Source organism: Actinosynnema sp. NPDC059797, from assembly GCF_042732085.1.
GTDB lineage: Bacteria > Actinomycetota > Actinomycetes > Mycobacteriales > Pseudonocardiaceae > Actinosynnema.
On sequence record NZ_JBHWIE010000133.1, the window covers coordinates 1 to 18,785 of the forward strand.

At 72.8% G+C, this 18,785-nt stretch carries 21 protein-coding genes and 1 rRNA gene; 13 read left to right on the forward strand and 9 right to left on the reverse strand.

Annotated elements, in window-relative coordinates; genetic code table 11:
* Positions 1–71 (forward strand): 5S ribosomal RNA (gene rrf, locus ACFV4N_RS25300); the annotation flags it as partial.
* 76 nt (positions 72–147) lie between these two features.
* Entirely contained in the window at positions 148–1,005 is an 858-nt protein-coding gene (locus ACFV4N_RS25305) for a GNAT family N-acetyltransferase (RefSeq protein ID WP_499675078.1), read from the forward strand.
* Here ACFV4N_RS25305 and ACFV4N_RS25310 read toward each other — a convergent pair.
* The 4 genes from ACFV4N_RS25310 to ACFV4N_RS25325 are packed head-to-tail and all read right to left on the reverse strand — an operon-like array spanning position 986 to position 2,907.
* A complete protein-coding gene (locus ACFV4N_RS25310) occupies positions 986–1,192 on the reverse strand; it encodes a helix-turn-helix domain-containing protein (protein WP_499675079.1) in 207 nt (68 codons plus the stop codon). The genes ACFV4N_RS25305 and ACFV4N_RS25310 overlap by 20 nt on opposite strands.
* Positions 1,189–1,815 carry a hypothetical protein gene (locus tag ACFV4N_RS25315; protein WP_499675080.1) on the reverse strand — a complete coding sequence of 209 codons (627 nt, stop codon included), beginning with the start codon at positions 1,813–1,815 and terminating at the stop codon, positions 1,189–1,191. Before ACFV4N_RS25315 ends, ACFV4N_RS25310 begins: the two co-directional genes overlap by 4 nt.
* Positions 1,812–2,411, reverse strand: coding sequence for a DUF2975 domain-containing protein (locus ACFV4N_RS25320; protein WP_499675081.1), 600 nt, complete (start codon positions 2,409–2,411; stop codon positions 1,812–1,814). Before ACFV4N_RS25320 ends, ACFV4N_RS25315 begins: the two co-directional genes overlap by 4 nt.
* 31 nt (positions 2,412–2,442) lie before the next feature.
* Positions 2,443–2,907 carry an Lrp/AsnC family transcriptional regulator gene (locus tag ACFV4N_RS25325; protein WP_499675082.1) on the reverse strand — a complete coding sequence of 155 codons (465 nt, stop codon included), beginning with the start codon at positions 2,905–2,907 and terminating at the stop codon, positions 2,443–2,445.
* 79 nt (positions 2,908–2,986) lie between these two features.
* Between ACFV4N_RS25325 and ACFV4N_RS25330 the strand changes: the two genes are divergently transcribed.
* The 6 genes from ACFV4N_RS25330 to ACFV4N_RS25355 all read left to right on the forward strand — a co-directional run bounded on the left by ACFV4N_RS25330 (position 2,987) and on the right by ACFV4N_RS25355 (position 9,522).
* Positions 2,987–3,409, forward strand: a complete 423-nt coding sequence (locus ACFV4N_RS25330) for a rhodanese-like domain-containing protein (RefSeq protein WP_499675083.1) — start codon at positions 2,987–2,989, stop codon at positions 3,407–3,409.
* A gap of 15 nt (positions 3,410–3,424) precedes the next feature.
* Complete coding sequence (locus tag ACFV4N_RS25335; protein WP_499675084.1) at positions 3,425–4,162, forward strand: type 1 glutamine amidotransferase; 738 nt, start codon at positions 3,425–3,427, stop codon at positions 4,160–4,162.
* A gap of 83 nt (positions 4,163–4,245) precedes the next feature.
* Positions 4,246–5,379, forward strand: coding sequence for an inorganic phosphate transporter (locus ACFV4N_RS25340; protein ID WP_499675085.1), 1,134 nt, complete (start codon positions 4,246–4,248; stop codon positions 5,377–5,379).
* On the forward strand, positions 5,376–5,600 hold the full coding sequence (locus tag ACFV4N_RS25345; RefSeq protein WP_499675086.1) for a hypothetical protein: 225 nt from the start codon (positions 5,376–5,378) through the stop codon (positions 5,598–5,600). The genes ACFV4N_RS25340 and ACFV4N_RS25345 overlap by 4 nt, the downstream gene beginning before the upstream one ends.
* Before the next feature lie 40 nt (positions 5,601–5,640).
* On the forward strand, positions 5,641–8,580 hold the full coding sequence (locus ACFV4N_RS25350; protein ID WP_499675087.1) for a bifunctional [glutamine synthetase] adenylyltransferase/[glutamine synthetase]-adenylyl-L-tyrosine phosphorylase: 2,940 nt from the start codon (positions 5,641–5,643) through the stop codon (positions 8,578–8,580).
* A 12-nt stretch (positions 8,581–8,592) separates the two neighbouring features.
* Entirely contained in the window at positions 8,593–9,522 is a 930-nt protein-coding gene (locus tag ACFV4N_RS25355) for an NADP-dependent oxidoreductase (protein WP_499675088.1), read from the forward strand.
* A gap of 34 nt (positions 9,523–9,556) precedes the next feature.
* On the opposite strand, the gene ACFV4N_RS25360 is transcribed toward ACFV4N_RS25355, so the two are convergent.
* A complete protein-coding gene (locus ACFV4N_RS25360) occupies positions 9,557–9,769 on the reverse strand; it encodes a hypothetical protein (protein WP_499675089.1) in 213 nt (70 codons plus the stop codon).
* Positions 9,770–9,960: 191 nt separating this feature from the next.
* Here ACFV4N_RS25360 and ACFV4N_RS25365 point away from each other — a divergent pair, with 191 nt between their 5' ends.
* Positions 9,961–10,626, forward strand: a complete 666-nt coding sequence (locus ACFV4N_RS25365; protein WP_499675090.1) for a hypothetical protein — start codon at positions 9,961–9,963, stop codon at positions 10,624–10,626.
* Here ACFV4N_RS25365 and ACFV4N_RS25370 read toward each other — a convergent pair whose 3' ends face one another.
* The 3 genes from ACFV4N_RS25370 to glnA all read right to left on the reverse strand — a co-directional run bounded on the left by ACFV4N_RS25370 (position 10,627) and on the right by glnA (position 13,400).
* Entirely contained in the window at positions 10,627–10,890 is a 264-nt protein-coding gene (locus ACFV4N_RS25370; RefSeq protein ID WP_499675091.1) for a YxzC family protein, read from the reverse strand.
* An 83-nt stretch (positions 10,891–10,973) separates the two neighbouring features.
* On the reverse strand, positions 10,974–11,768 hold the full coding sequence (locus tag ACFV4N_RS25375; RefSeq protein ID WP_499675092.1) for an inositol monophosphatase family protein: 795 nt from the start codon (positions 11,766–11,768) through the stop codon (positions 10,974–10,976).
* A gap of 207 nt (positions 11,769–11,975) precedes the next feature.
* Positions 11,976–13,400 (reverse strand): type I glutamate--ammonia ligase, encoded by a 1,425-nt coding sequence (gene glnA, locus ACFV4N_RS25380; RefSeq protein WP_499675093.1) that lies wholly within the window; start codon positions 13,398–13,400, stop codon positions 11,976–11,978.
* A 194-nt stretch (positions 13,401–13,594) separates the two neighbouring features.
* Here glnA and ACFV4N_RS25385 point away from each other — a divergent pair, with 194 nt between their 5' ends.
* Positions 13,595–14,053 carry an RDD family protein gene (locus ACFV4N_RS25385; RefSeq protein ID WP_499675094.1) on the forward strand — a complete coding sequence of 153 codons (459 nt, stop codon included), beginning with the start codon at positions 13,595–13,597 and terminating at the stop codon, positions 14,051–14,053.
* Positions 14,054–14,352: 299 nt separating this feature from the next.
* On the opposite strand, the gene ACFV4N_RS25390 is transcribed toward ACFV4N_RS25385, so the two are convergent.
* Positions 14,353–15,102, reverse strand: a complete 750-nt coding sequence (locus ACFV4N_RS25390) for a DUF4191 domain-containing protein (RefSeq protein ID WP_499675095.1) — start codon at positions 15,100–15,102, stop codon at positions 14,353–14,355.
* A 63-nt stretch (positions 15,103–15,165) separates the two neighbouring features.
* Here ACFV4N_RS25390 and ACFV4N_RS25395 point away from each other — a divergent pair, with 63 nt between their 5' ends.
* From ACFV4N_RS25395 to ACFV4N_RS25405, 3 genes are all read left to right on the forward strand, one after another.
* Positions 15,166–17,235, forward strand: coding sequence for an ATP-dependent DNA helicase UvrD2 (locus tag ACFV4N_RS25395; RefSeq protein ID WP_499675096.1), 2,070 nt, complete (start codon positions 15,166–15,168; stop codon positions 17,233–17,235).
* 763 nt (positions 17,236–17,998) lie between these two features.
* On the forward strand, positions 17,999–18,397 hold the full coding sequence (locus tag ACFV4N_RS25400) for a WhiB family transcriptional regulator (RefSeq protein WP_499675097.1): 399 nt from the start codon (positions 17,999–18,001) through the stop codon (positions 18,395–18,397).
* Positions 18,394–18,621: a hypothetical protein gene (locus ACFV4N_RS25405; RefSeq protein WP_499675098.1), complete on the forward strand. Its 228-nt coding sequence runs from the start codon at positions 18,394–18,396 to the stop codon at positions 18,619–18,621. The genes ACFV4N_RS25400 and ACFV4N_RS25405 overlap by 4 nt, the downstream gene beginning before the upstream one ends.
* Positions 18,622–18,785 lie beyond the last annotated feature (164 nt).

Consider the following 18,785-nt stretch of genomic DNA (forward strand, 5'->3'; position numbering starts at 1 on the left):
CGGTAGTTAAGCCTTCCAGCGCCGATGGTACTGCACTCGTGAGGGTGTGGGAGAGTAGGACGCCGCCGAACATTCTTTCCCTCAGGGGCACCCGTGATTCGGGTGCCCCTGAGGGCTTTTTGCGTTACCGTCGCGCCTGTGGCCGAGGTGACGATTCACGATGACCTTGCGGAGTTCTGGAACCTCACGGGGGACTTCTTCAACGCGGACCCCGTGTTCCACACCATCCCGATCGCGGGGGTGAACCGGCGGCTCAACCACCCCGACCCGGACGACGTGCCGCCGCTGCTGGTGACGGTGTCCGAGGACAACGTCCTGGTGGCCGCCGCCCTGCGCACGCCGCCGTGGCCGATGACGTTGACCGGTGTCCCGGCGGAGTGGGCGGAGACGCTGGCGGACGCGTTGGCCGGCGACGTGGAGCTGCCCGGCGTGAACGGTCCGCGGGACGCGGTGGAGGCGTTCGTGGTCGCCTGGGCGGCCCGCACGGGCTGCGGCGCGCGTGAGGTGATGTCCCTGCGGCTCCACCAGCTCGGCGAGCTGGCGCCCCCGGACGTGCCGGGCACGGCCCGGATGGCGACCGAGGAGGACGTCGACCTGCTCGCCGCGTGGTACTCGGAGTTCCGGGTGGAGGCCACCGAGCAGGTCAGGGACGAGGGCGTGGACGAGCAGTCGGCGCGGTACGTGCGGACGACCCTGGCCGCCGGCTACGGTCACGTGCTCTGGTGCGACGGTGACGGCGCGCCGGTGTCGTGGGCGTCGACGAGCGCGCCCGCGTCGGCCATGTCCCGCATCGGCCCGGTGTTCACGCCGCCGGAGCACCGCCGGCACGGCTACGGCGCGGCGGTGACGGCGGCGTGCGCGACGTGGGCCCGGGAGAACGGTGCCGAGCACGTCGTGCTCTACACGGACCTGTCGAACCCCACGTCCAACTCGGTGTACCAGCGGATCGGCTTCCGGCCGGTGGTGGACTCGGCGGAGTTCGCGTTCACTCCGGCCAGTGGCTGAGCAGGTCGCCGGGCTGGCAGTCCAGCGCCTGGCACAGCGCGGTGAGCGTGCTGAACCGGATGGCCCTGGCCCTGCCGTTCTTGAGGATCGACAGGTTCACCACGGTCACGCCGACGCGCTCGGACAGCTCGGACAGCGTCATCCCGCGCTCGGCCAGCAGCCGGTCCAGGTGCACGTGGATGGTCACACGGTTCCCTCCAGGTCCTCGCGCATGTCGGCACTCGTCCGCAGGATCTTCCCAAGGGCGAGCAGGCCGACGCCGGTGACCACCGCCCACCACGGCACGGCCCAGTCGGCGAGGAACTCCAGCGCGTCCGGTTCGCGGCTGACGACCCGCCGGACCAGCCACCCGACCGCGGCGGCCTCGACGAGGGTCGCCGCGGGCAGGGCCACGAGCACGAACCAGCCGAGGCGGCGCACGCGCGTCGCCGTGCCCCGGGTGTGGATGCCGTCCCGGGACGCCTTCTCCAGCAGCACCAGCAGCAGGAGGAGCGCGGTGGCGGAGGCGAAGGCGGTGGGTGCGGTGTCGAGGAAGCCGAAGGCGCGTTCCAGCGCGGTCGGCCCGTCGATGCAGATGTTCTCCACCTCGACGGTGCTGCGCACGCCCTCGGCCACGGGGACGCCGGCGCCGTGGTGGCCGGTGGGCAGGTCGGTGCGGAAGCACTCGGGGTGACCCCGGATCGCGCCCGTGGCGGTCGCCAGCACGGCGGTGCCCGCGACGAGCCCCGCGGTCACCGCCCACAGGAACCGGACCACGCGGGTCAGCGGTCCGAGGGGGTCGGCGGACCCGGGCCGGGTGGTCGTCCTCATACCGTGGCCTCCAGTTCGGCCCTCATGTCCGCGCTGGTGCGCATGACCCGGGCCAGTGACAGCAGCGCGAGCCCGGTCAGGACGGCCCACCACGGGATCCGCCAGGCACCGAGGAACAGCATCCAGCCGGCGTCGAACGTCACGGCCGCGTGCATCAGGGTGCTGCTCGCGACCGATTCGGCGAGCGCGGCCCCGGGCAGGGCCAGCACGAGGTACCAGGCGAGGCCCCGGACGTCGTCGGCGGTGCCGGTGGTGTGGACGCCGTGCCGGGCGGCGCGCCGGAGCAGGCGGAAGAGCAGGAGCAGCGCGCCGAGCTGGGCGATGGCCGTGGGCGTGCCGACCAGCAGGCCCAGGACCCGCTGCCACGGCGCGGCGTCGTCGAGGCACAGCCGCACGCCGGTGACGCCGTCGAGCGCCACGCCCGGCGCGAGGTCCGCGCCGTCCGCCCCGTGCGGCCAGTACGGCGTGGTGAAGCAGGTCGGTCCGGCGATCAGCTCCACCAGGCGCACCACCGCGGTGAGCGCGGCCGCGCCGAGGCCCACCGCCATGGCGGCGCCGACCACGCCGGTGATCGGTTCCAACGGGTTCTTCGACATGACGCCCCCCCGCGCATATCGTTTTTCGTTGTTATCGATAAACGATACCGTCCACGACCTCGCGTGTCAGGGGCCTGTTGCGGACGTGCGAGGAGAACACCAGGGAGGTGGTCGTGTCGCCGTACCGCTGGGCCTGCTCGACGAAGTCCTCCAGCTCGACCATGGACCGGCACACCACGCGCAGCAGCCAGCAGTCGTCCCCGGTCACGTGGTCGGCGTCGCGCACCAGGGCCAGGGTCACCACCCGCTCCCGGAAGCGCGGCGTGTCCAGGCTGCGCACCCGCACCCGGACGATGGCCTCGATCGGCAGGCCGAGCCGCTGCGGGTCGACCACCGCCGCGTACCCGGTGACGATCCCCGCCTGTTCCAGCCTGCGCACGCGCTCGGTGGTCGCGGGCGCGGACAGGGAGACCCGCTTGGCCAGCTCGGTGAAGGTCATCCGGCCGTCGCGCTGGAGCAGGTCCAGCAGTTTCCAATCCACGTCGTCCAGTTCCACCGTGGAATCGTAGGCGGGGAGCGGGGAACTCCTGGAGTTACCCCTGTGGGTGAAAGCGCTGGTCGGAGACGATTTCCCCATGACCAACACGCTCCGCTCCCCCGCCGCCGACCCCGCCGACGCCGCCGCGTTCTTCGCCGCCGAGCTGGCCTTCGAGGCCGACCCGGACGACGTGGCGCGCGACCTGGAGGCCGGGGACACCGCCGGTTTCCTCCTGGTCGAGACCCGCAGCCGCGAGGCGTTCGAGCGGGCGCGCATCCCCGGCGCGGTCAACCTGCCGCACTGGGAGGTCGACGCCGCCACGACCGCCGACTGGGACCGCGACCTGGTCTACGTCTGCTACTGCGAGAGCTCGGTGTGCAACGCGGCCACGAAGGGCGCGCTGAAGCTGAGCGTGCTCGGGTTCCGGGTGAAGCGGCTCGCCGGCGGCATCACCACCTGGCAGGCCGCGGGCTACCCGGTGGAGGGAACCGGGCTGCACGGGGTGACCTGCGACTGCTGATCTACCCTCGGTCGGGTGACGCGTCTGCTGGTGCTGCAACCCGATCGCGATGACCCGCCGGCCCGCCTCGGTGAGTGGCTGACCGCCGCCGGGGCGGTGCTGGACGTGGTCGAGCCCTACGCCGAGCCCCTGCCCGCCACCCTGGACGGCTACGACGGCGTGGTGTGCCTGGGCGGCGCCATGGGTGCGCTGGACGACGCCGAGCACCCGTGGCTGGCGGACGTGCGCCGGCTGCTGTCGGAGGCGGTGTCGCGGCGCCTGCCGTTGCTGGCGGTGTGCCTGGGCGCGCAGCTGCTCGCCGCGGCCACCGGCGGCCAGGTGCGGCGGGCCGCGCAGGGGCCCGAGGTGGGCGTGATGCTCGTGGCCAAGCGGGACGCGGCGGGTGAGGACCCGCTGTTCGCCGACCTGCCGTGGACCCCGGACGTGCTCCAGTTCCACAGCGACGAGGTGTCGCTGCTGCCGCCGACCGCCGTGCTGCTGGCGTCCTCGCCGAAGTGCGCGAACCAGGCGTTCCGCGTCGGGGAGCGCGCGTACGGGGTGCAGTTCCACATCGAGACGACGCCCGAGGTGGTCCTCAAGTGGGCCGAAGGTCACCCCGCGGCGGCGGCCGGCGCGCGGTCCGGCTGGCTCGACCCGGTTCGGCTGGACGCCGCTCACGAGGACATTCGGGAGGTGTGGCAGCCGTTCTGCGCAAGATTTGCGCGCCTGGCAGCCGGAGAGCTGACGATCCAGCGGAGGCTGCCGTTGGTGTGACGAACCTCTGTTGAGACGAGGATTCATCGGTTGGACAGGTAGCGTTCACCCACGACTGTGTCGGTTCAGCCGGAGGAATCAGCGTGGATGCCTCGCTCCTCGTCATCATCGTGGTCGTCACGGCGTTGGTCTTCGACTTCACCAACGGCTTCCACGACACCGCGAACTCGATGGCGACGTCCATCGCCACCGGCGCCCTCCGACCGCGCACGGCGGTCGCCTTCTCCGCGGTGCTCAACCTCGTCGGCGCGCTGCTGTCGGTCGAGGTCGCCAAGACCATCTCGGGCGGGATCGTCGACGACGCCCTGATCACGCCGGCGGTCGTGTTCGGCGGCCTGGTCGGCGCGATCACGTGGAACCTCGTGACCTGGTACGTCGGCCTGCCGTCGTCGTCCTCGCACGCCCTGTTCGGCGGCCTGATCGGCGCCACCTGGGTCGCGTCGGGCACCGGCGCCGTGCACTTCGACAAGGTCGTGGACAAGGTCATCGCGCCCGCCATCGCCGCGCCGCTGGTCGCGGGCATCGTGGCCCTGCTCGCCACCTACCTGACCTACCGGATGACCAGGCGCGCCCGGAGCTCGGTCAACGACAAGGGCTTCAAGGCGGGCCAGATCGCCTCCGCCGCGCTGATGTCCCTCGCGCACGGCACGAACGACGCGCAGAAGACCATGGGCATCATCACGCTCACCCTCATCACCGCGGGCAGCCTCGCGCCCGGCGCGGAACCTCCCCTGTGGGTGATCCTGAGCGCGGCCGTCGCCATCGCGCTGGGCACCTACCTCGGCGGCTGGCGCATCACCCAGACCCTGGGCAAGGGCCTGACCACGATCGAGGCGCCGCAGGGCTTCGCCGCGCAGACCAGCGCCGCGACCGTGATCATGGCGTCGTCGCACCTGGGCTTCGCGCTGTCCACCACGCACGTGGCGTCCGGCGGCATCATGGGCTCCGGCCTGGGCCGGCAGCGCGACGGGGTGCGGTGGGGCGTGGCCGGGCGGATGGCCATGGCGTGGCTGCTCACGCTGCCCGCCGCGGGCATCGTCGGCGCGGTGGCGGGCAAGGTCGCCTCGCTCGGCACGGCGGGCGTGGTCGTGGTGGCGGTGGTGGGCGCGGGCGTGGCGCTGGGCATCTGGCTGCTGTCGCGCCGCGAGCCGGTGCGGCCCGAGCACGTGGTGGACGAGATCGCGGCGCAGGCCGAGACGCACAAGGTGGCGGTGTGAAGATCGACTGGGCGGCCCTGGGCGCCGTCTTCGGCGTGAGCCTCGCGGTGGTGCTGGGGCTGGTCGTGCTGTTCTCGGTGGCGCTGCGGGCGCTGTCGGCGCGCGAGGCGCGGCGGGAGCGCGGCGGCTCGGCGGCCCTGCCCACGGCCGCGGCGGCGGTGTGCCTGCTGGCGTGCGTGACCGTGGTGTTGTTCGGCATCTACTTGATCGTGGCCGGCTGACGGGGGTCACCCCGCCCCGGGCGGGCTACGGTGTTCGGCGATGACCGATCCAGCCCGCACCCCGACGTCCCCCGCGCGGTTCGGCTTGACCGAGGCGCGCACCGGTGAGCACCTGAGCGCCGCCGGGTGGTGGGAGGGCCGCGGCCCCGCCCCGGGTTACGAGCAGGTCCTGGTCGCGCTGTCCCGGAGCCCGGACCCGGACCTGGCGCTGCGCGGCGTGGACCGGCTGCGCGACGCGCTCGGCGACCGGTGGGCCGACCTGGACGCGGCGCTGCGGGACAACGAAGCGCTGCGCGGTCGGCTGCTGGCCGTGCTGGGCTCGTCGACCGCGCTGGCGGACTTCCTGGTCGCCAACCCGCACCGGTGGGCCGACCTGGCCGACCCGGAGCCGGTGGACGTGGCGGCGTTCGCGCCCGCGCTGGTCGGCGCGGTCGAGGGGCTGACCGGCGGCGAGGCCGTGCGCGCGCTGCGGTCGGCGTACCGGGCGCTGCTGTGCCGGGTCGCCGCCGAGGACCTGGCCCACGTGGTCGAGCCGGAGCAGCCCTACGTCAACTACGACGACGTGGCCGGACTGCTGTCGGACCTGGCCGTGGCGGCGCTGCGGGCGGCCCTGGACGTCGCGGGCAGGCAGGTGCCGCGCTCCGAGGAGTGCTCGCTGGCCGTGATCGCGATGGGCAAGTGCGGCGCGCGGGAGCTGAACTACGTCAGCGACGTGGACGTGGTGTTCGTCGGCGAGGGCGACCTCGCCGTGGCGACCCGGCTGGCCAGCACGATGATGCAGGTGGCGGGCCAGGCGTGCTTCGAGGTGGACGCGGCGCTGCGGCCCGAGGGCAAGGCGGGCGCCCTGGTGCGCACCCTGGACGGCCACACGACGTACTACCAGCGGTGGGCGCGGACCTGGGAGTTCCAGGCGCTGCTCAAGGCCCGGCCCGTGGCGGGCGACGAGGAGCTGGGGCGGCGCTACCTGGAGGTGGTGCGCCCGCTGGTGTGGACGGCCGCCGAGCGGGAGGACTTCGTGCCCGACGTGCAGGCCATGCGCCGCCGCGTCGAGGACCACGTGCCCGCCGGGCTGACCGACCGGGAGCTGAAGCTGGGTCGCGGCGGGCTGCGGGACGTGGAGTTCGCCGTGCAGCTGCTGCAACTGGTGCACGGGCGCGGTGACGAGGAGCTGCGCATCACCTCGACCACGCAGGCGCTGGCGGCGCTGGGTCGCGGCGGGTACGTGGGCCGGGCGGACGCCGCCGACTTCGGTCGCGCCTACCGGTTCCTGCGCACCCTGGAGCACCGGTTGCAGCTCCAGCGGCTGCTGCGCACCCACCTGTTCCCGGCGGATGACGACGCGAGCGCGCTGCGGTGGCTGGCGCGCGCCGCCGGGCTGTCCGCGGAGGGCGGGCAGTCGGAGGCGCAGGTGCTGCTGGCGGAGTTCCGCAAGCGCGCCAACCAGGTGCGCAGGCTGCACGAGAAGCTGTTCTACCGGCCGCTGCTCCAGGCCGTGGCGAACGTGCCGACCGAGGCGTTGCGGCTGACCACGTCGCAGGCGGCGGCGCGGCTGGCGGCGCTGGGGTACGCGTCCCCGGACGGCGCGCTCCGGCACATCGAGGCGTTGACCAGGGGCGTGTCGCGGCGGGCGCGCATCCAGACCGCGCTGCTGCCCGTGCTGCTGGACCTGTTCGCGACCACCCCCGACCCGGACGGCGGGCTGCTGTCGTACCGGAAGGTGTCCGAGGCGCTGGCCGAGACGCCCTGGTACCTGCGGCTGCTGCGCGACGAGGGCACCGTGGTGGACCGGCTGGCCGCGCTGCTGGGCACCTCCCGGTTCGTGCCCGAGCTGCTGATGCGGGCGCCGGAGGTGCTGCGGCTGCTGGCCGACACCGACGCGCTGGTCGGCGTGGACCCGATGACCATCGGCAACCCGCTGCGCAGCACCGTGTCCCGGTACAGCGACCTGGACCGCGCGGTCACCGCCGCCCGGTCGCTGCGCCGCCAGGAGCTGCTCCGCGTGGCGTGCGCCGACCTGCTCGGGCTGGTGCCGCTGCGCACGGTGTGCGTGTCGCTGTCCGAGGTGTGGGTGGCGGTGCTCCAGGCCGCGCTGGACGCCGTGGTGCGCTCGGTGGGCGAGCCGCTGGCGTCGATCGCGGTCATCGGCATGGGGCGGCTCGGCGGGCGGGAGCTGGGGTACGGCTCGGACGCCGACGTGATGTTCGTGTGCGAGGCGGTCGGGGGCGTGGCCGACGGCGACGCGGTGCGCTACGCGTCCTCGGTGGTGGAGCGGGTGCGGCGGCTGCTCAGCGCGCCCAGCCAGGACCCGCCGCTGCAGGTGGACGCCGACCTGCGGCCGGAGGGCAGGCAGGGGCCGCTGGTGCGCACGTTCGAGTCCTACCGGGCGTACTACGCGCAGTGGTCCGAGCTGTGGGAGGCGCAGGCGCTGCTGCGGGCCAGGGTGATCGCGGGCGACGCGGCGCTGGGCGCGCGGTTCGTCGAGCTGGTCGACCCCGTCCGGTACCCGGGGCGTGGCCTGGACGCCGCCGCGGTGCGGGAGATCCGGCGCATCAAGGCGCGGGTCGAGGCCGAGCGGCTGCCGCGCGGCGCGGACCCGTCCACGCACACCAAGCTGGGTCGCGGCGGGCTCGCGGACGTGGAGTGGACCGTGCAGCTGCTCCAGCTCCAGCACGCGCACGAGGTGCCGGGCCTGCGCACGCCGTCGACCGTGCGGGGCCTGCGCGCGGCCACGGAGGCGGGGCTGGTGTCGGAGGACGACGCGGCGGCGCTGCTGGAGTCCTGGACGACGGCGACCAGGGCGCGCAACGCGGTCGTGCTGGTGCGCGGCAAGGCCGGTGACCAGCTGCCCACCGCCGGGCGCGACCTGACCGCGGTGGCGTGCGCGATGGGGCACGACGACCCGGGCGAGTTCCTCGACGCCTACCGGCGCACCACCCGGCGGGCGCGCGCCGTCGTCGAGCGCGTCTTCTACGGTTCCTGAAGACTGGGTGCCGTGAAAGCGATTGCGCAGAACGAGTTCGGGGATCCCGAGGTCCTCCGGCTGCAGGAGCTGCCCGATCCGCCGATCGCCTCGGACCAGGTGCTGGTGGAGGTGCGGGCGGCGGGCGTGAACCCGGTGGACCGGCTGGTGCGCGCCGGCTACCTCGCCGGCGTGGTGCCGCACCACTTCCCGTTGATCCCGGGCTGGGACGTGGCCGGCGTGGTGCGCGCCGTCGGGCCCGCGGTGGACGGCTTCGAGGTCGGCGACGAGGTGTTCGGCTACCAGCGCAAGGACCACGTGCAGCACGGCGCGTACGCGGAGCTGATCGCGGCGACCGAGCGGGGGCTGGCGCACAAGCCCGCGTCGCTGTCGTTCGAGGAGGCCGGCGGGCTGTCGCTGACCGGGCTGACCGCGTTGCAGTCGTTGCGCAAGGTCGGCGTGTCGCCCGGTGACGTGGTGCTCGTGCACGCCGCCGCCGGTGGCGTCGGGCACCTCGCGGTGCAGGTGGCGCGCCTGCTCGGGGCGTCGCGGGTGATCGGCACGGCGTCGCCGCGCAACCACGGGTTCCTGCGGTCGCTGGGCGCCGAGCCCGTGGCGTACGGCGACGCGCTGGTGGACAACGTGGCCGAGGTCGTCGGCGGCGACGGCAAGGTGGACGTGGCGTTCGACTGCGTGGGCGGTACCGCGCTGAACGACTCGCCGGCGCTGGTGCGCGACAACAGCCGGATCGTGTCGATCGTCGACACGAACGTGTTGGAGCTGGGCGGGCGCTACGCCTACGCCAAGCCGGTGCAGGAGGACCTGCGGTGGCTGGCCGAGCACGCGGGCCGGGGCGAGCTGGAGGTCGAGGTGCAGCAGGTGTTCCCGCTGGAGCAGGCCGCCGAGGCGCACCGCCTGCTGGAGGGCAGGCACGTGCGCGGCAAGGTCGTGCTGACGGTGTGACCGGGGTGGAGGGCCCCTGACGGGGCCCTCCGGCTCACTCCTCGTCGGAGGTGGGCACCGAGGTGAGGACCTCCACGACCCACTCCTCGACCAGCTCGTCCGACTCCTCCTCCGTGACGAGCCGGTTGGCGACCCTGACGCCGAGGCCGAGCACGTCGGCGGCGGCGATCGCCTCGATCGCCTCGGCGGCGGAGTCGAAGATGTTGGTGGACAGGACCTGGGGGGCGTTCGCGACGTCTTCAGACACGGCGCGACCCTAACCGGCTTCCACGAACGGAGCATGGACAGCCCCGCTGGAGACGTTGTGTCGTAAAAAGGTGACCCAGCGTAGATCAGGGGGCGCGGTCCATTGACTATCCGCCTTCGGTTCACCGAAACTGACGTCGCTCAGATGGGGGATGTTCACGTTCGCACGCGTGTGCCCGGACGAAGGACGTCATGGCCGACCAGTTCCACCGCGAGACCCGCCACGGCAGGGGCGGCGCGGCCCTCAAGATCGGCGCCGTCGTGCTCGGCGTGCTCGTGCTGCTGGGCGTCGTCCAGGCCGTCACCGCCGGCACGGTCGGCGTCGGGGCGCTGAGCGTCACGCTGCGCGAGTCGACGGCCCCCACCACCACGACGCGCGCCGCCACGACGGACGACACCGCCGACCCCGCCGGTGCCGACGACCCCGCCGGCCCGGACGGCGCGCTGGGCCCCGCCACGTCCGAGGACGCCCCGCCGAGCGCGGAGGACAAGTCGGTCACCGGCTCCTGGAAGCAGGCCCGGGGGCTGCTCACCGTGGAGGTGACCGAGGTCGAGACCCGGGCCGGGCGGGTCAGGGTGCACGTCACCGCGGTCAACGCCAGCACGTCGAAGATGGACCTGCCGGTCCCGTCGATCACCGCGGTCGACGACGCGGGGCGCGAGTACCGGGCGTCCTTGGCGACCAGCAGGTGGCCGGCGACGATCGCGAAGAACTCCACCCTCACCGGCATCGTCGAGCTGGACCGCGCGCCGGCCGCCGGGGGCGGCGCGTTCGCGCTGACGTTCGGGGGCATCGTGGGCCAGCTCGCCCCCACCGGCGGCGAGCTCACGGTGACGGGCATCCCGTTCCCGGCGTAACTACCGGGCGCCGTCGCCCTCCCGCAGCTCGGCGAGCCACTCGGCGACCTGCTCCAGGTCGTGCAGGTACTCCCCGTCGGGACCGGCGGGCAGGTCCACCCCGTGCAGCCGGGTGAGGGCGTCCCGGACCGGCTCCGCCACGTCGACGCCGGCGGCCACGTGGCGGCCGGCCCACCGGTCGACCTCGTCCCGGCTCGCCTCACCGCTCAGCAACCGCTCGAACTGCCGCTCGACGTCGGCCCGCGAAGGTGGCTCCGGCTCCATGACCGCGGAGTATGACCGGAACGGCCGAGGGCCGGACGACCGAGCCGGCCGCGGGTGGCGCGCCTCGATCCCGCGGAGCCCGTTCAGAGGGCGGATCGGACCAGCGCGAGCAGCGGCTCGGCGATCCCCGGCGCGACGGCGATCGTGTGCGTTGCGGTGGCGGTGTGCTCGGCCCCGGTGCTGTCGAGCACGAGCGCTCCGGCTTCGCGGGCGATGAGGACGCCTGCCGCGATGTCCCAGGTCTTGTTGGACAGGATGATCGCGCCGTCGATGCGGCCTTCGGCCAGCCAGGCGAGGTCGTGGGCCGCCGAGCCGAACATGCGGACGCGTTCGACCTCGGCGGCGAGTGCGGCGGTCAGCGCCACGCGCCGCTCGTTCTCCTCGTCCGAGCCTTCGCCGGTCGCGTAGTCGCCGAGGGCGATCATCGCCTTCGGGAGTTCGGCCGTCCCGCTGACGTGGATGGCCTCGCCGTTGACGTGCGCGCCCCGCCCCAGGGCGGCGGAGTAGTACAGCTCCAGGTGCGGGAGGCCGATCGCCGCGACGACGGCGCGGTCGCCGTGCACGAGGGCCAGGGAGACGCCGCAGAGCGGTACCCCGTGGACGAAGTTCGCCGTGCCGTCGATCGGGTCGAGCGCCCAGGAGTGCCCGCCGTCCGAGGCCTGCTCGCCGGTGCCCCCTTCCTCGCCCGTGAAGCCGATCTCGGGGGTGGCTTCGGCCAGGTAGGCGCGCACGTCCTGCTCGATCCGCACGTCGACGTCGGTGTAGGTGTCGCGGTCGGTCTTCTCGACGACGGTCTCCGGGCGGGTGTGCCTGATCAGGTTGTTGCCGATGCTCACGGCCTTCTGCGCGATCTCGGCCAGCTCGTCGAGCGGTCGCATCCCGGTCTCCTCCGCGCGGTCCCCGTGGGGTCGGACACCCCGGGAGAAGGTTAGGGGACCTGAGGCCCCGGGCGTCGGGCGAGGCGGACGCCGCAACGGCCGAGGGCCGGACGACTGAGTCCAGTCGTCCGGCCCTCGGCCTGTGGAGGATCCGGAGGCCCCTCCGGCCCCCGTGGGCCCCGACCGCCGGTCGGAGCCCCACGTCGATCACACGTCGTAGTACAGCGCGAACTCGTAGGGGTTCGGGCGCAGCCGCAGCGGGTCGATCTCCTGCTCCCGCTTGAACGAGATCCAGGTGTCGATGACGTCCGGCGTGAACACGCCGCCCTCGAGCAGGAACTCGTGGTCCGCCTCGAGGTTGTCCAGCACCGCGTCCAGGGACGCCGGCACCTGCTTGACGTCGCGGGCCTCCTCCGGCGGCAGCTCGTAGAGGTCCTTGTCGATCGGGGCCGGCGGCTCGATCTTGTTCTTCACGCCGTCGAGGCCCGCCATCACCATGGCCGAGAAGGCCAGGTACGGGTTGCCCGACGAGTCGGGGCAGCGGAACTCGATGCGCTTGGCCTTCGGGTTGTTGCCGGTGATCGGGATGCGCACGCACGCCGACCGGTTGCGCTGGGAGTAGACCAGGCTGACCGGGGCCTCGTAGCCGGGCACCAGGCGGTGGTAGGAGTTCACCGTCGGGTTGGTGAAGGCCAGCAGCGACGGGGCGTGGTGCAGGATGCCGCCGATGTAGTGGCGCGCCGTGTCGGACAGGCCCGCGTAGCCGGACTCGTCGTGGAACAGCGGCTGGCCGTCCTTCCACAGCGACTGGTGGGTGTGCATGCCCGAGCCGTTGTCGCCGAACAGCGGCTTCGGCATGAACGTGACGGTCTTGCCGGCCTGCCACGCGGTGTTCTTGATGATGTACTTGAACAGCATCAGGTCGTCCGCGGCGTGCAGCAGCGTGTTGAACTTGTAGTTGATCTCGGCCTGGCCGCCGGTGCCCACCTCGTGGTGCGCGCGCTCGACGGTGAAGCCCTGGGCCTCCATGTTGAGGACCATCTTGTCGCGCAGGTCGGCGTAGTGGTCGGTCGGCGTGACCGGGAAGTAGCCGCCCTTGTACTTGACCTTGTAACCGCGGTTGCCGCCCTCTTCCTCACGGCCGGTGTTCCACCAGCCGGAGATCGCGTCGATCTCGTGGAAGGAGGCGTTCGCGGTGGTGTCGAAGCGGACCGAGTCGAAGATGTAGAACTCGGCCTCGGCGCCGAAGTACGCGGTGTCCGCGATGCCCGACTCGGTGATGTACTGCTCGGCCTTGCGCGCGATGTTGCGCGGGTCGCGGCTGTACGCCTCACGGGTGAACGGGTCGTGCACGAAGAAGTTGACGATGAGGGTCTTCTCGATCCGGAACGGGTCGAGGCGCGCGGTGTACAGGTCGGGCAGCAGCAGCATGTCCGACTCGTGGATGGACTGGAAGCCGCGCACCGACGAGCCGTCGAACGCGAGGCCCTCGTTGATGGCGTCCTCGTCGAACGCCGAGGCCGGCAGCGTGAAGTGCTGCATCACGCCGGGCAGGTCGCTGAACCGGACGTCGACGAACTTCACGCCCTCGTCGGAGATGAACTTCAGGACCTCGTCGGGATTCTTGAACACCCTCGTCGACTCCTCTACTGCGGTGGGGGCGCGGTTGGACGCCGCTGCGTGGTGCGGCCTGCCGTCGTGGCGAAACTAAGACCGTGGTGTTGCCCGGCAGTCACCCTGGTGTTTCGCCAGTGTTAACGGGCCGCCCAGGTCGGGCAACCGGACCGGCGCTCCTCACCCGCTGAGCACGGCCTTACTCTGGTGGGGTGAGCAAGTGGACCGGTTCGTGGTTGTCTGGCCCCGACTCAGCCCTGGAGTCGGGCGACTCCGGCCAGCGGTGGAAGGGCGAGCGCCTCGGCCTGCCCCGGTCCGGACCCGGCTCGGTGGCCTCCACCGGGCGCCGCGCCGTGGCCATCTTCGCGGACTTCCTGCTCTCCGCCGGTGTCGCCGGCCTGTTCACCCTGCCCGAGCTGCCGCGCAACTGGAGCCTGCTGGCCTGGTTCGCCATCACCGTCATCGCGGTCGGCTTCTTCGGCTTCACCCCTGGTCACGCGCTGTTCGGCCTCCGGGTGGCCCGCCTGGACGGCGCCGGGGTCGTCGGCCTGCCCCGGGCGGCCCTGCGGACCGCGTTGATCTTCCCGGTCATCCCGGCCGTGGTCTGGGACGCCGACGGCAGGGGTCTGCACGACAAGGCCGCGGGCACCGTCGTCATCCGGATCCGCTGACCCGCTGCTCGCGCCGACTGCGCTGACGCTGACCGCGCCGCCCGTGGCAGACCCGCGCCGCCTGCTAGGCCTGCTGCCCGCTCGCCCTGTTACCTGCCCGTCCTGACCTGCCGTCCGCTCGTCCTGCCGCCCGTCCTGACCTGCTGCCCGTCCTGACCTGCTAAAACGCCTCGGCACCGCGCCGCCGGGTGCGGTTCGCGGTGCCGAGGTGGACGACTCGTGCTGCCTGACCGGACGACACGCGGTGCCGGAGTGGACGACACGCGGTGCCCGAGTGGACGACACGCCGGGTGGGTTGGTCAGCGGCGGCGCATGGCCCGCTGGACGTTGCGCATCTTGGCGCCCTGGGGCAGCGGGCCCTTGGGCAGGGCGGCGCCGCGGGCGCCCCGGCTGGCCAGCGCGGCCAGGCGGTTCTCCAGGGTGTCGACCTGGGCGGCCGAGATGTTGCGCGGCAGCTTCATCAGGTGGGCCTGGAGCTTGCGCAGCGGCACCTGGTCCCCGTCCGAGCCGACGATGACGTCGTAGATGGGGGTGTCGCCGATGACGCGCGCGATCCGCTTCTTCTCCTGCGCGAGCAGGCCCTTGACCCGGTGCGGGGCACCCTCGGCGACCAGCACGACGCCCGGCCGGCCGATGACCCGGTGGACCATGTCGCCGCTGGTGGTGCCCGCGACGGCCTGCGTCACGCGCCAGCGGCCGCGCAGGTTGTCCAGCGCCCACGCCGCCGCGCCCGGCTGGCCGTCGGCCTTCGCGTACACCGTGCGCTGCACCCGCCGGCCGAACACGATGACCGCGAGCAGCGCGCCCACCGCGATGCCCATGGGCAGCAGCAGCCACTGCATGTCCCAGATGAGGCCGATCAGGAACGCCACGGCGGCGCCGCCCAGCAGGCACAACAGCATGAGCGGCACGAGCGCCTTGTCCTCGCGGCGCTGCATCTTGAACGCCTCGAAGATCTGGCCGCGGCGCTCCTTCGACGCGGCGCGCCGCGCCTTCGCCGCTTCCTTGGCCGCCGCCTTGGCAGCCGCCTTGTCCTGCTTACCAGCCATGCCGACCAGGATACGGCGCGCCGCGTCGCCCCATCACAGGAGTACGCGGTGTGCTCTGCGAGGATGCAGCCCATGGACCGGCTGCTGGAGGGACTCGACCCGGAACAGCGCGCCGCAGTGGAAGCCCCGCGCGGCCCGGTCTGCGTCCTCGCGGGCGCGGGCACCGGCAAGACCCGCACCATCACCCACCGCATCGCCTACCTGGTCCAGCGCGGCCACGTCGCGGCCGGTCAGGTCCTGGCGGTCACCTTCACCGCGCGCGCCGCGGGCGAGATGCGCACCCGGCTGCGCGCGCTCGGCGTGCACGGCGCGCAGGCCCGCACGTTCCACGCCGCCTCCCTGCGCCAGCTCCGCTACTTCTGGCCGCGCGTCGTCGGCGGCGAGCCGTGGCAGCTCATCGACCGGAACAAGCTGCGCCTGGTCGCCCAGGCCGCCCACCGGGTCGGCCTGTCCACCGAGTCGGACTCGCTGCGCGACCTCGCCGGTGAGATCGAGTGGGCCAAGGCGTCGCTGGTCGCGCCCGACGACTACCCGGCCGCGGCCGGCCGCGCCAACCGCGACACCCCGGCGCCCGCCGAGCAGGTCGTGAAGGTCTACCGGACCTACGAGGAGCTGAAGAACAAGGCCCAGCTCCTCGACTTCGACGACCTGCTGCTGCACACCGCGGCGGCGCTGGAGGAGCACGGCGACGTCGCCGAGGAGTTCCGCGACCGCTACCGCTGCTTCGTGGTCGACGAGTACCAGGACGTCACACCCCTCCAGCAGCGCGTGCTCGACGCGTGGCTGGGCGCCCGGGACGACCTGACCGTGGTCGGCGACGCGAACCAGACCATCTACTCCTTCGCCGGCGCCTCGCCGCGCCCGCTGCTCGACTTCCCGCGCCGCTTCGCGCACGCCACCGTGGTGCGGCTGGAACGCGACTACCGGTCGACGCCGCAGGTCGTGGCGCTGGCGAACCAGGTCATCAGCTGGGCGCGCGGCCGCCCCTCGGGCTCCCGGCTGAAGCTGATCGGGCAGCGCCCCGACGGGCCCCGGCCGACGTTCACCGAGTTCGACGACGAGTCGCTGGAGGCGTCCGCCGTCGCCGCGCGGGTGAAGGAGCTGCTGGACCGGGGCGTGGCGGCGAGCGAGATCGCCGTGCTCTACCGGGTCAACGCGCAGTCCGAGATCTACGAGCAGGCGCTGGCCGAGGTCGGCGTGCCGTACCAGGTGCGCGGCGGCGAGCGGTTCTTCCAGCGCACCGAGGTGCGGCAGGCCATGGTCGCCCTGCGCGCGGCCGCGGCGCACGAGCCGTCCGGTGAGCTGCCGAAGGTCGTGCGCGAGGTGCTGTCCGGCATCGGCCTGACCGACGAGCCGCCCGCCGGCGGCGCGGCGCGGGAGAAGTGGGAGTCGTTGCTCGCGCTGGTCGAGCTGGCCGAGGAGATGGTCGGCCAGGTCGACGGCGCGGACCTGCCCAGGTTCTGCGCCGAGCTGGACCTGCGCGCCGAGGCGCAGCACCCGCCGACCGTGGAGGGCGTCACGCTGGCGTCCCTGCACGCGGCGAAGGGCCTGGAGTGGGACGCGGTGTTCCTGGTCGGGCTCGTCGAGGGCACCGTGCCGATCCAGCACGCGGACGGCGACGACGCGGCGATCGAGGAAGAGCGCCGGCTGCTGTACGTGGGGGTGACGCGCGCTCGCGAGCACCTGTGGCTGTCGTGGGCGCTGGCGCGCGCCGCGGGCGGGCGGCGCTACCGGCGACGGAGCCGGTTCCTCTACGGGCTGATCCCGGACGACCACCCCGCCTCCCGCCTGGCGGCCGCCAAGCGCGAACCGCTCCAGCGCAAGCCCAAGCCGCAGTGCCGCGTGTGCGGTTCGGCGCTGGTGGACTCGCGGGCGATCAAGCTGGGGCGGTGCGCCTCGTGCCCGTCGGACCTGGACGAGGAGCTGCTGACCAGGCTGCGCGCGTGGCGGGCGGACCGGGCGCGGGAGTTGAAGGTGCCCGCGTACGTGGTGTTCACCGACGCGACGCTCGTGGCGATCGCCGAACAGCGCCCGGAGGACGTCGCCGGCCTGGTCTCGATCGCCGGCATAGGCGCGGCCAAGCTCGACCGCTACGGGGAGGACGTCCTCGCCCTCGTGCGCGGCGGCCACTGAGCGGTCGTTGAGGGGTCGGGTCGCCGAGCGGTCAGTTGAGCGGTCGCCGAGCGGTCAGTGAGCGGTCGCTGAGGGGCGCCGAGCTCTGTGCGGTCCCCAGGGCGGTCGGTTGATGCGTTGCGACGCGGGTGTCGGCGCTCCAAGGTCTGCGGGTGCGCGCTCGATCCCGCACGTGTGGCCCGCCCGGGGTGGGTCGCGACGGACCGAGTGCCCGCCGGCGGGCAGGTTGGGTGTCCGTCCGGCAGCGCTCTGTACAGGGCAAACGCGGAAACTTCACTCGATCGACAGGTTCTTGGGAAAATAGGTTGCCCCCGTCCTGTGCCGGGTCATAACCTGCTCAGGCCGGGCGCGGAGCGCCCGCTGGGGATTCAAGAGCTGCAGTCGAGACGAGACGCCTGAGGAGGTGGCCGGCCGTGAACATCGTGACTTGCGAGAAGACGCCCGGTTACCTGATGACCAGTGTTGTCTCGGTGTCCGGCGCTGCTCATGTCGCGGGGGAGAAGTCTGCCCGCGATCGCCGAGGCCTCGTTTGGGGTCTGGAGCGAGTTCAGCTGATCGAGGTGGCGACCAAGTTCGCCCCGACCGTTGTCCCGACTCAGAACGTTGCGCCGTCCGCGCGAGAGCGAAGTACCTGACACGCCAAGCTGTCAGGCCACGAAGCTCACAAAGGCCGCGGACCCGTAACCGGATCCGCGGCCTTTGTGTTTGTTCGACCCGTTTGAGAACCAAAAACCCCGTGCAAGACCTGACAGGAGTCCACCTGATGTTGACCGCGACCGTCCCGATAAGCGGGGCGCTGTCCGCCCAGACCGACTTCAACGGAGCCGGCGTCGCCTCCCTGATCGACACCGCGCCCGAGGCGGGTCTGGACCTTCCTTGCCGCACCAACAACCCCGACCTCTGGTTCGCCGACGCACCGGCGGAGCTGGAGGAGGCCAAGAAGTTCTGCGCCACCTGCCCCGTCATCGCCGAGTGCCTGGCCGGCGCGCTCGCTCGTCACGAGCCCTGGGGGGTCTGGGGCGGCGAGATCTTCGAGCGCGGTGCGGTGATCGCGCGCAAGCGTCCCCGTGGGCGCCCGCGCAAGGACGCAGCACCTGTTGTTCCCGCGGCGCCCGCCGCAACCGTCGTCCGGGGGGCTAAGAACCAGGAGGCCGCCGCGTGACCACGTACCGATCCACCAGCGACGAAGCCATGATCATCGAACTCGACCCGCGGGGGAACCCCATGTTGCTCGAAGAAAATCTGGCCAGATCCCGAATGCATGAAGCGGAGATATTCGCCCAACAGCATCGGCTGGCCCACCGCCTCGTCGTCGCCCGCAGGTGGCGGCGGCTGGCCGGATGGGCCCAGCGCAGGGCGGCCCTGAAGGCGGCCCGCGCGATCTGATGCGAGACAAGGCCCACCCGCCCCGTACCGACGGGGCGGGTGGGCCGCGTCGCATGAGGCGCAGGCCGAAGGCCGCGCCGGGGGCTGCTCGGCCGGGGGCTGCTCGGCCGGGGGCTGGTCGCGATGCGGCATCTCGGAGGGCGCCATCTCGTAAGGAGGCGTGT

Coding starts and splice junctions, on each gene's coding strand:
- ACFV4N_RS25395 (WP_499675096.1), top strand. CDS start 15,166: ATGCAGCCCATGGACCGGCTGCTGGAGGGACTCGACCCGGAACAGCGC.
- ACFV4N_RS25320 (WP_499675081.1), bottom strand. CDS start 2,411: ATGTCGAAGAACCCGTTGGAACCGATCACCGGCGTGGTCGGCGCCGCC.
- ACFV4N_RS25375 (WP_499675092.1), bottom strand. CDS start 11,768: ATGCGACCGCTCGACGAGCTGGCCGAGATCGCGCAGAAGGCCGTGAGC.
- ACFV4N_RS25330 (WP_499675083.1), top strand. CDS start 2,987: ATGACCAACACGCTCCGCTCCCCCGCCGCCGACCCCGCCGACGCCGCC.
- ACFV4N_RS25365 (WP_499675090.1), top strand. CDS start 9,961: ATGGCCGACCAGTTCCACCGCGAGACCCGCCACGGCAGGGGCGGCGCG.
- ACFV4N_RS25390 (WP_499675095.1), bottom strand. CDS start 15,102: ATGGCTGGTAAGCAGGACAAGGCGGCTGCCAAGGCGGCGGCCAAGGAA.
- ACFV4N_RS25370 (WP_499675091.1), bottom strand. CDS start 10,890: ATGGAGCCGGAGCCACCTTCGCGGGCCGACGTCGAGCGGCAGTTCGAG.
- ACFV4N_RS25315 (WP_499675080.1), bottom strand. CDS start 1,815: ATGAGGACGACCACCCGGCCCGGGTCCGCCGACCCCCTCGGACCGCTG.
- ACFV4N_RS25400 (WP_499675097.1), top strand. CDS start 17,999: ATGTTGACCGCGACCGTCCCGATAAGCGGGGCGCTGTCCGCCCAGACC.
- ACFV4N_RS25350 (WP_499675087.1), top strand. CDS start 5,641: ATGACCGATCCAGCCCGCACCCCGACGTCCCCCGCGCGGTTCGGCTTG.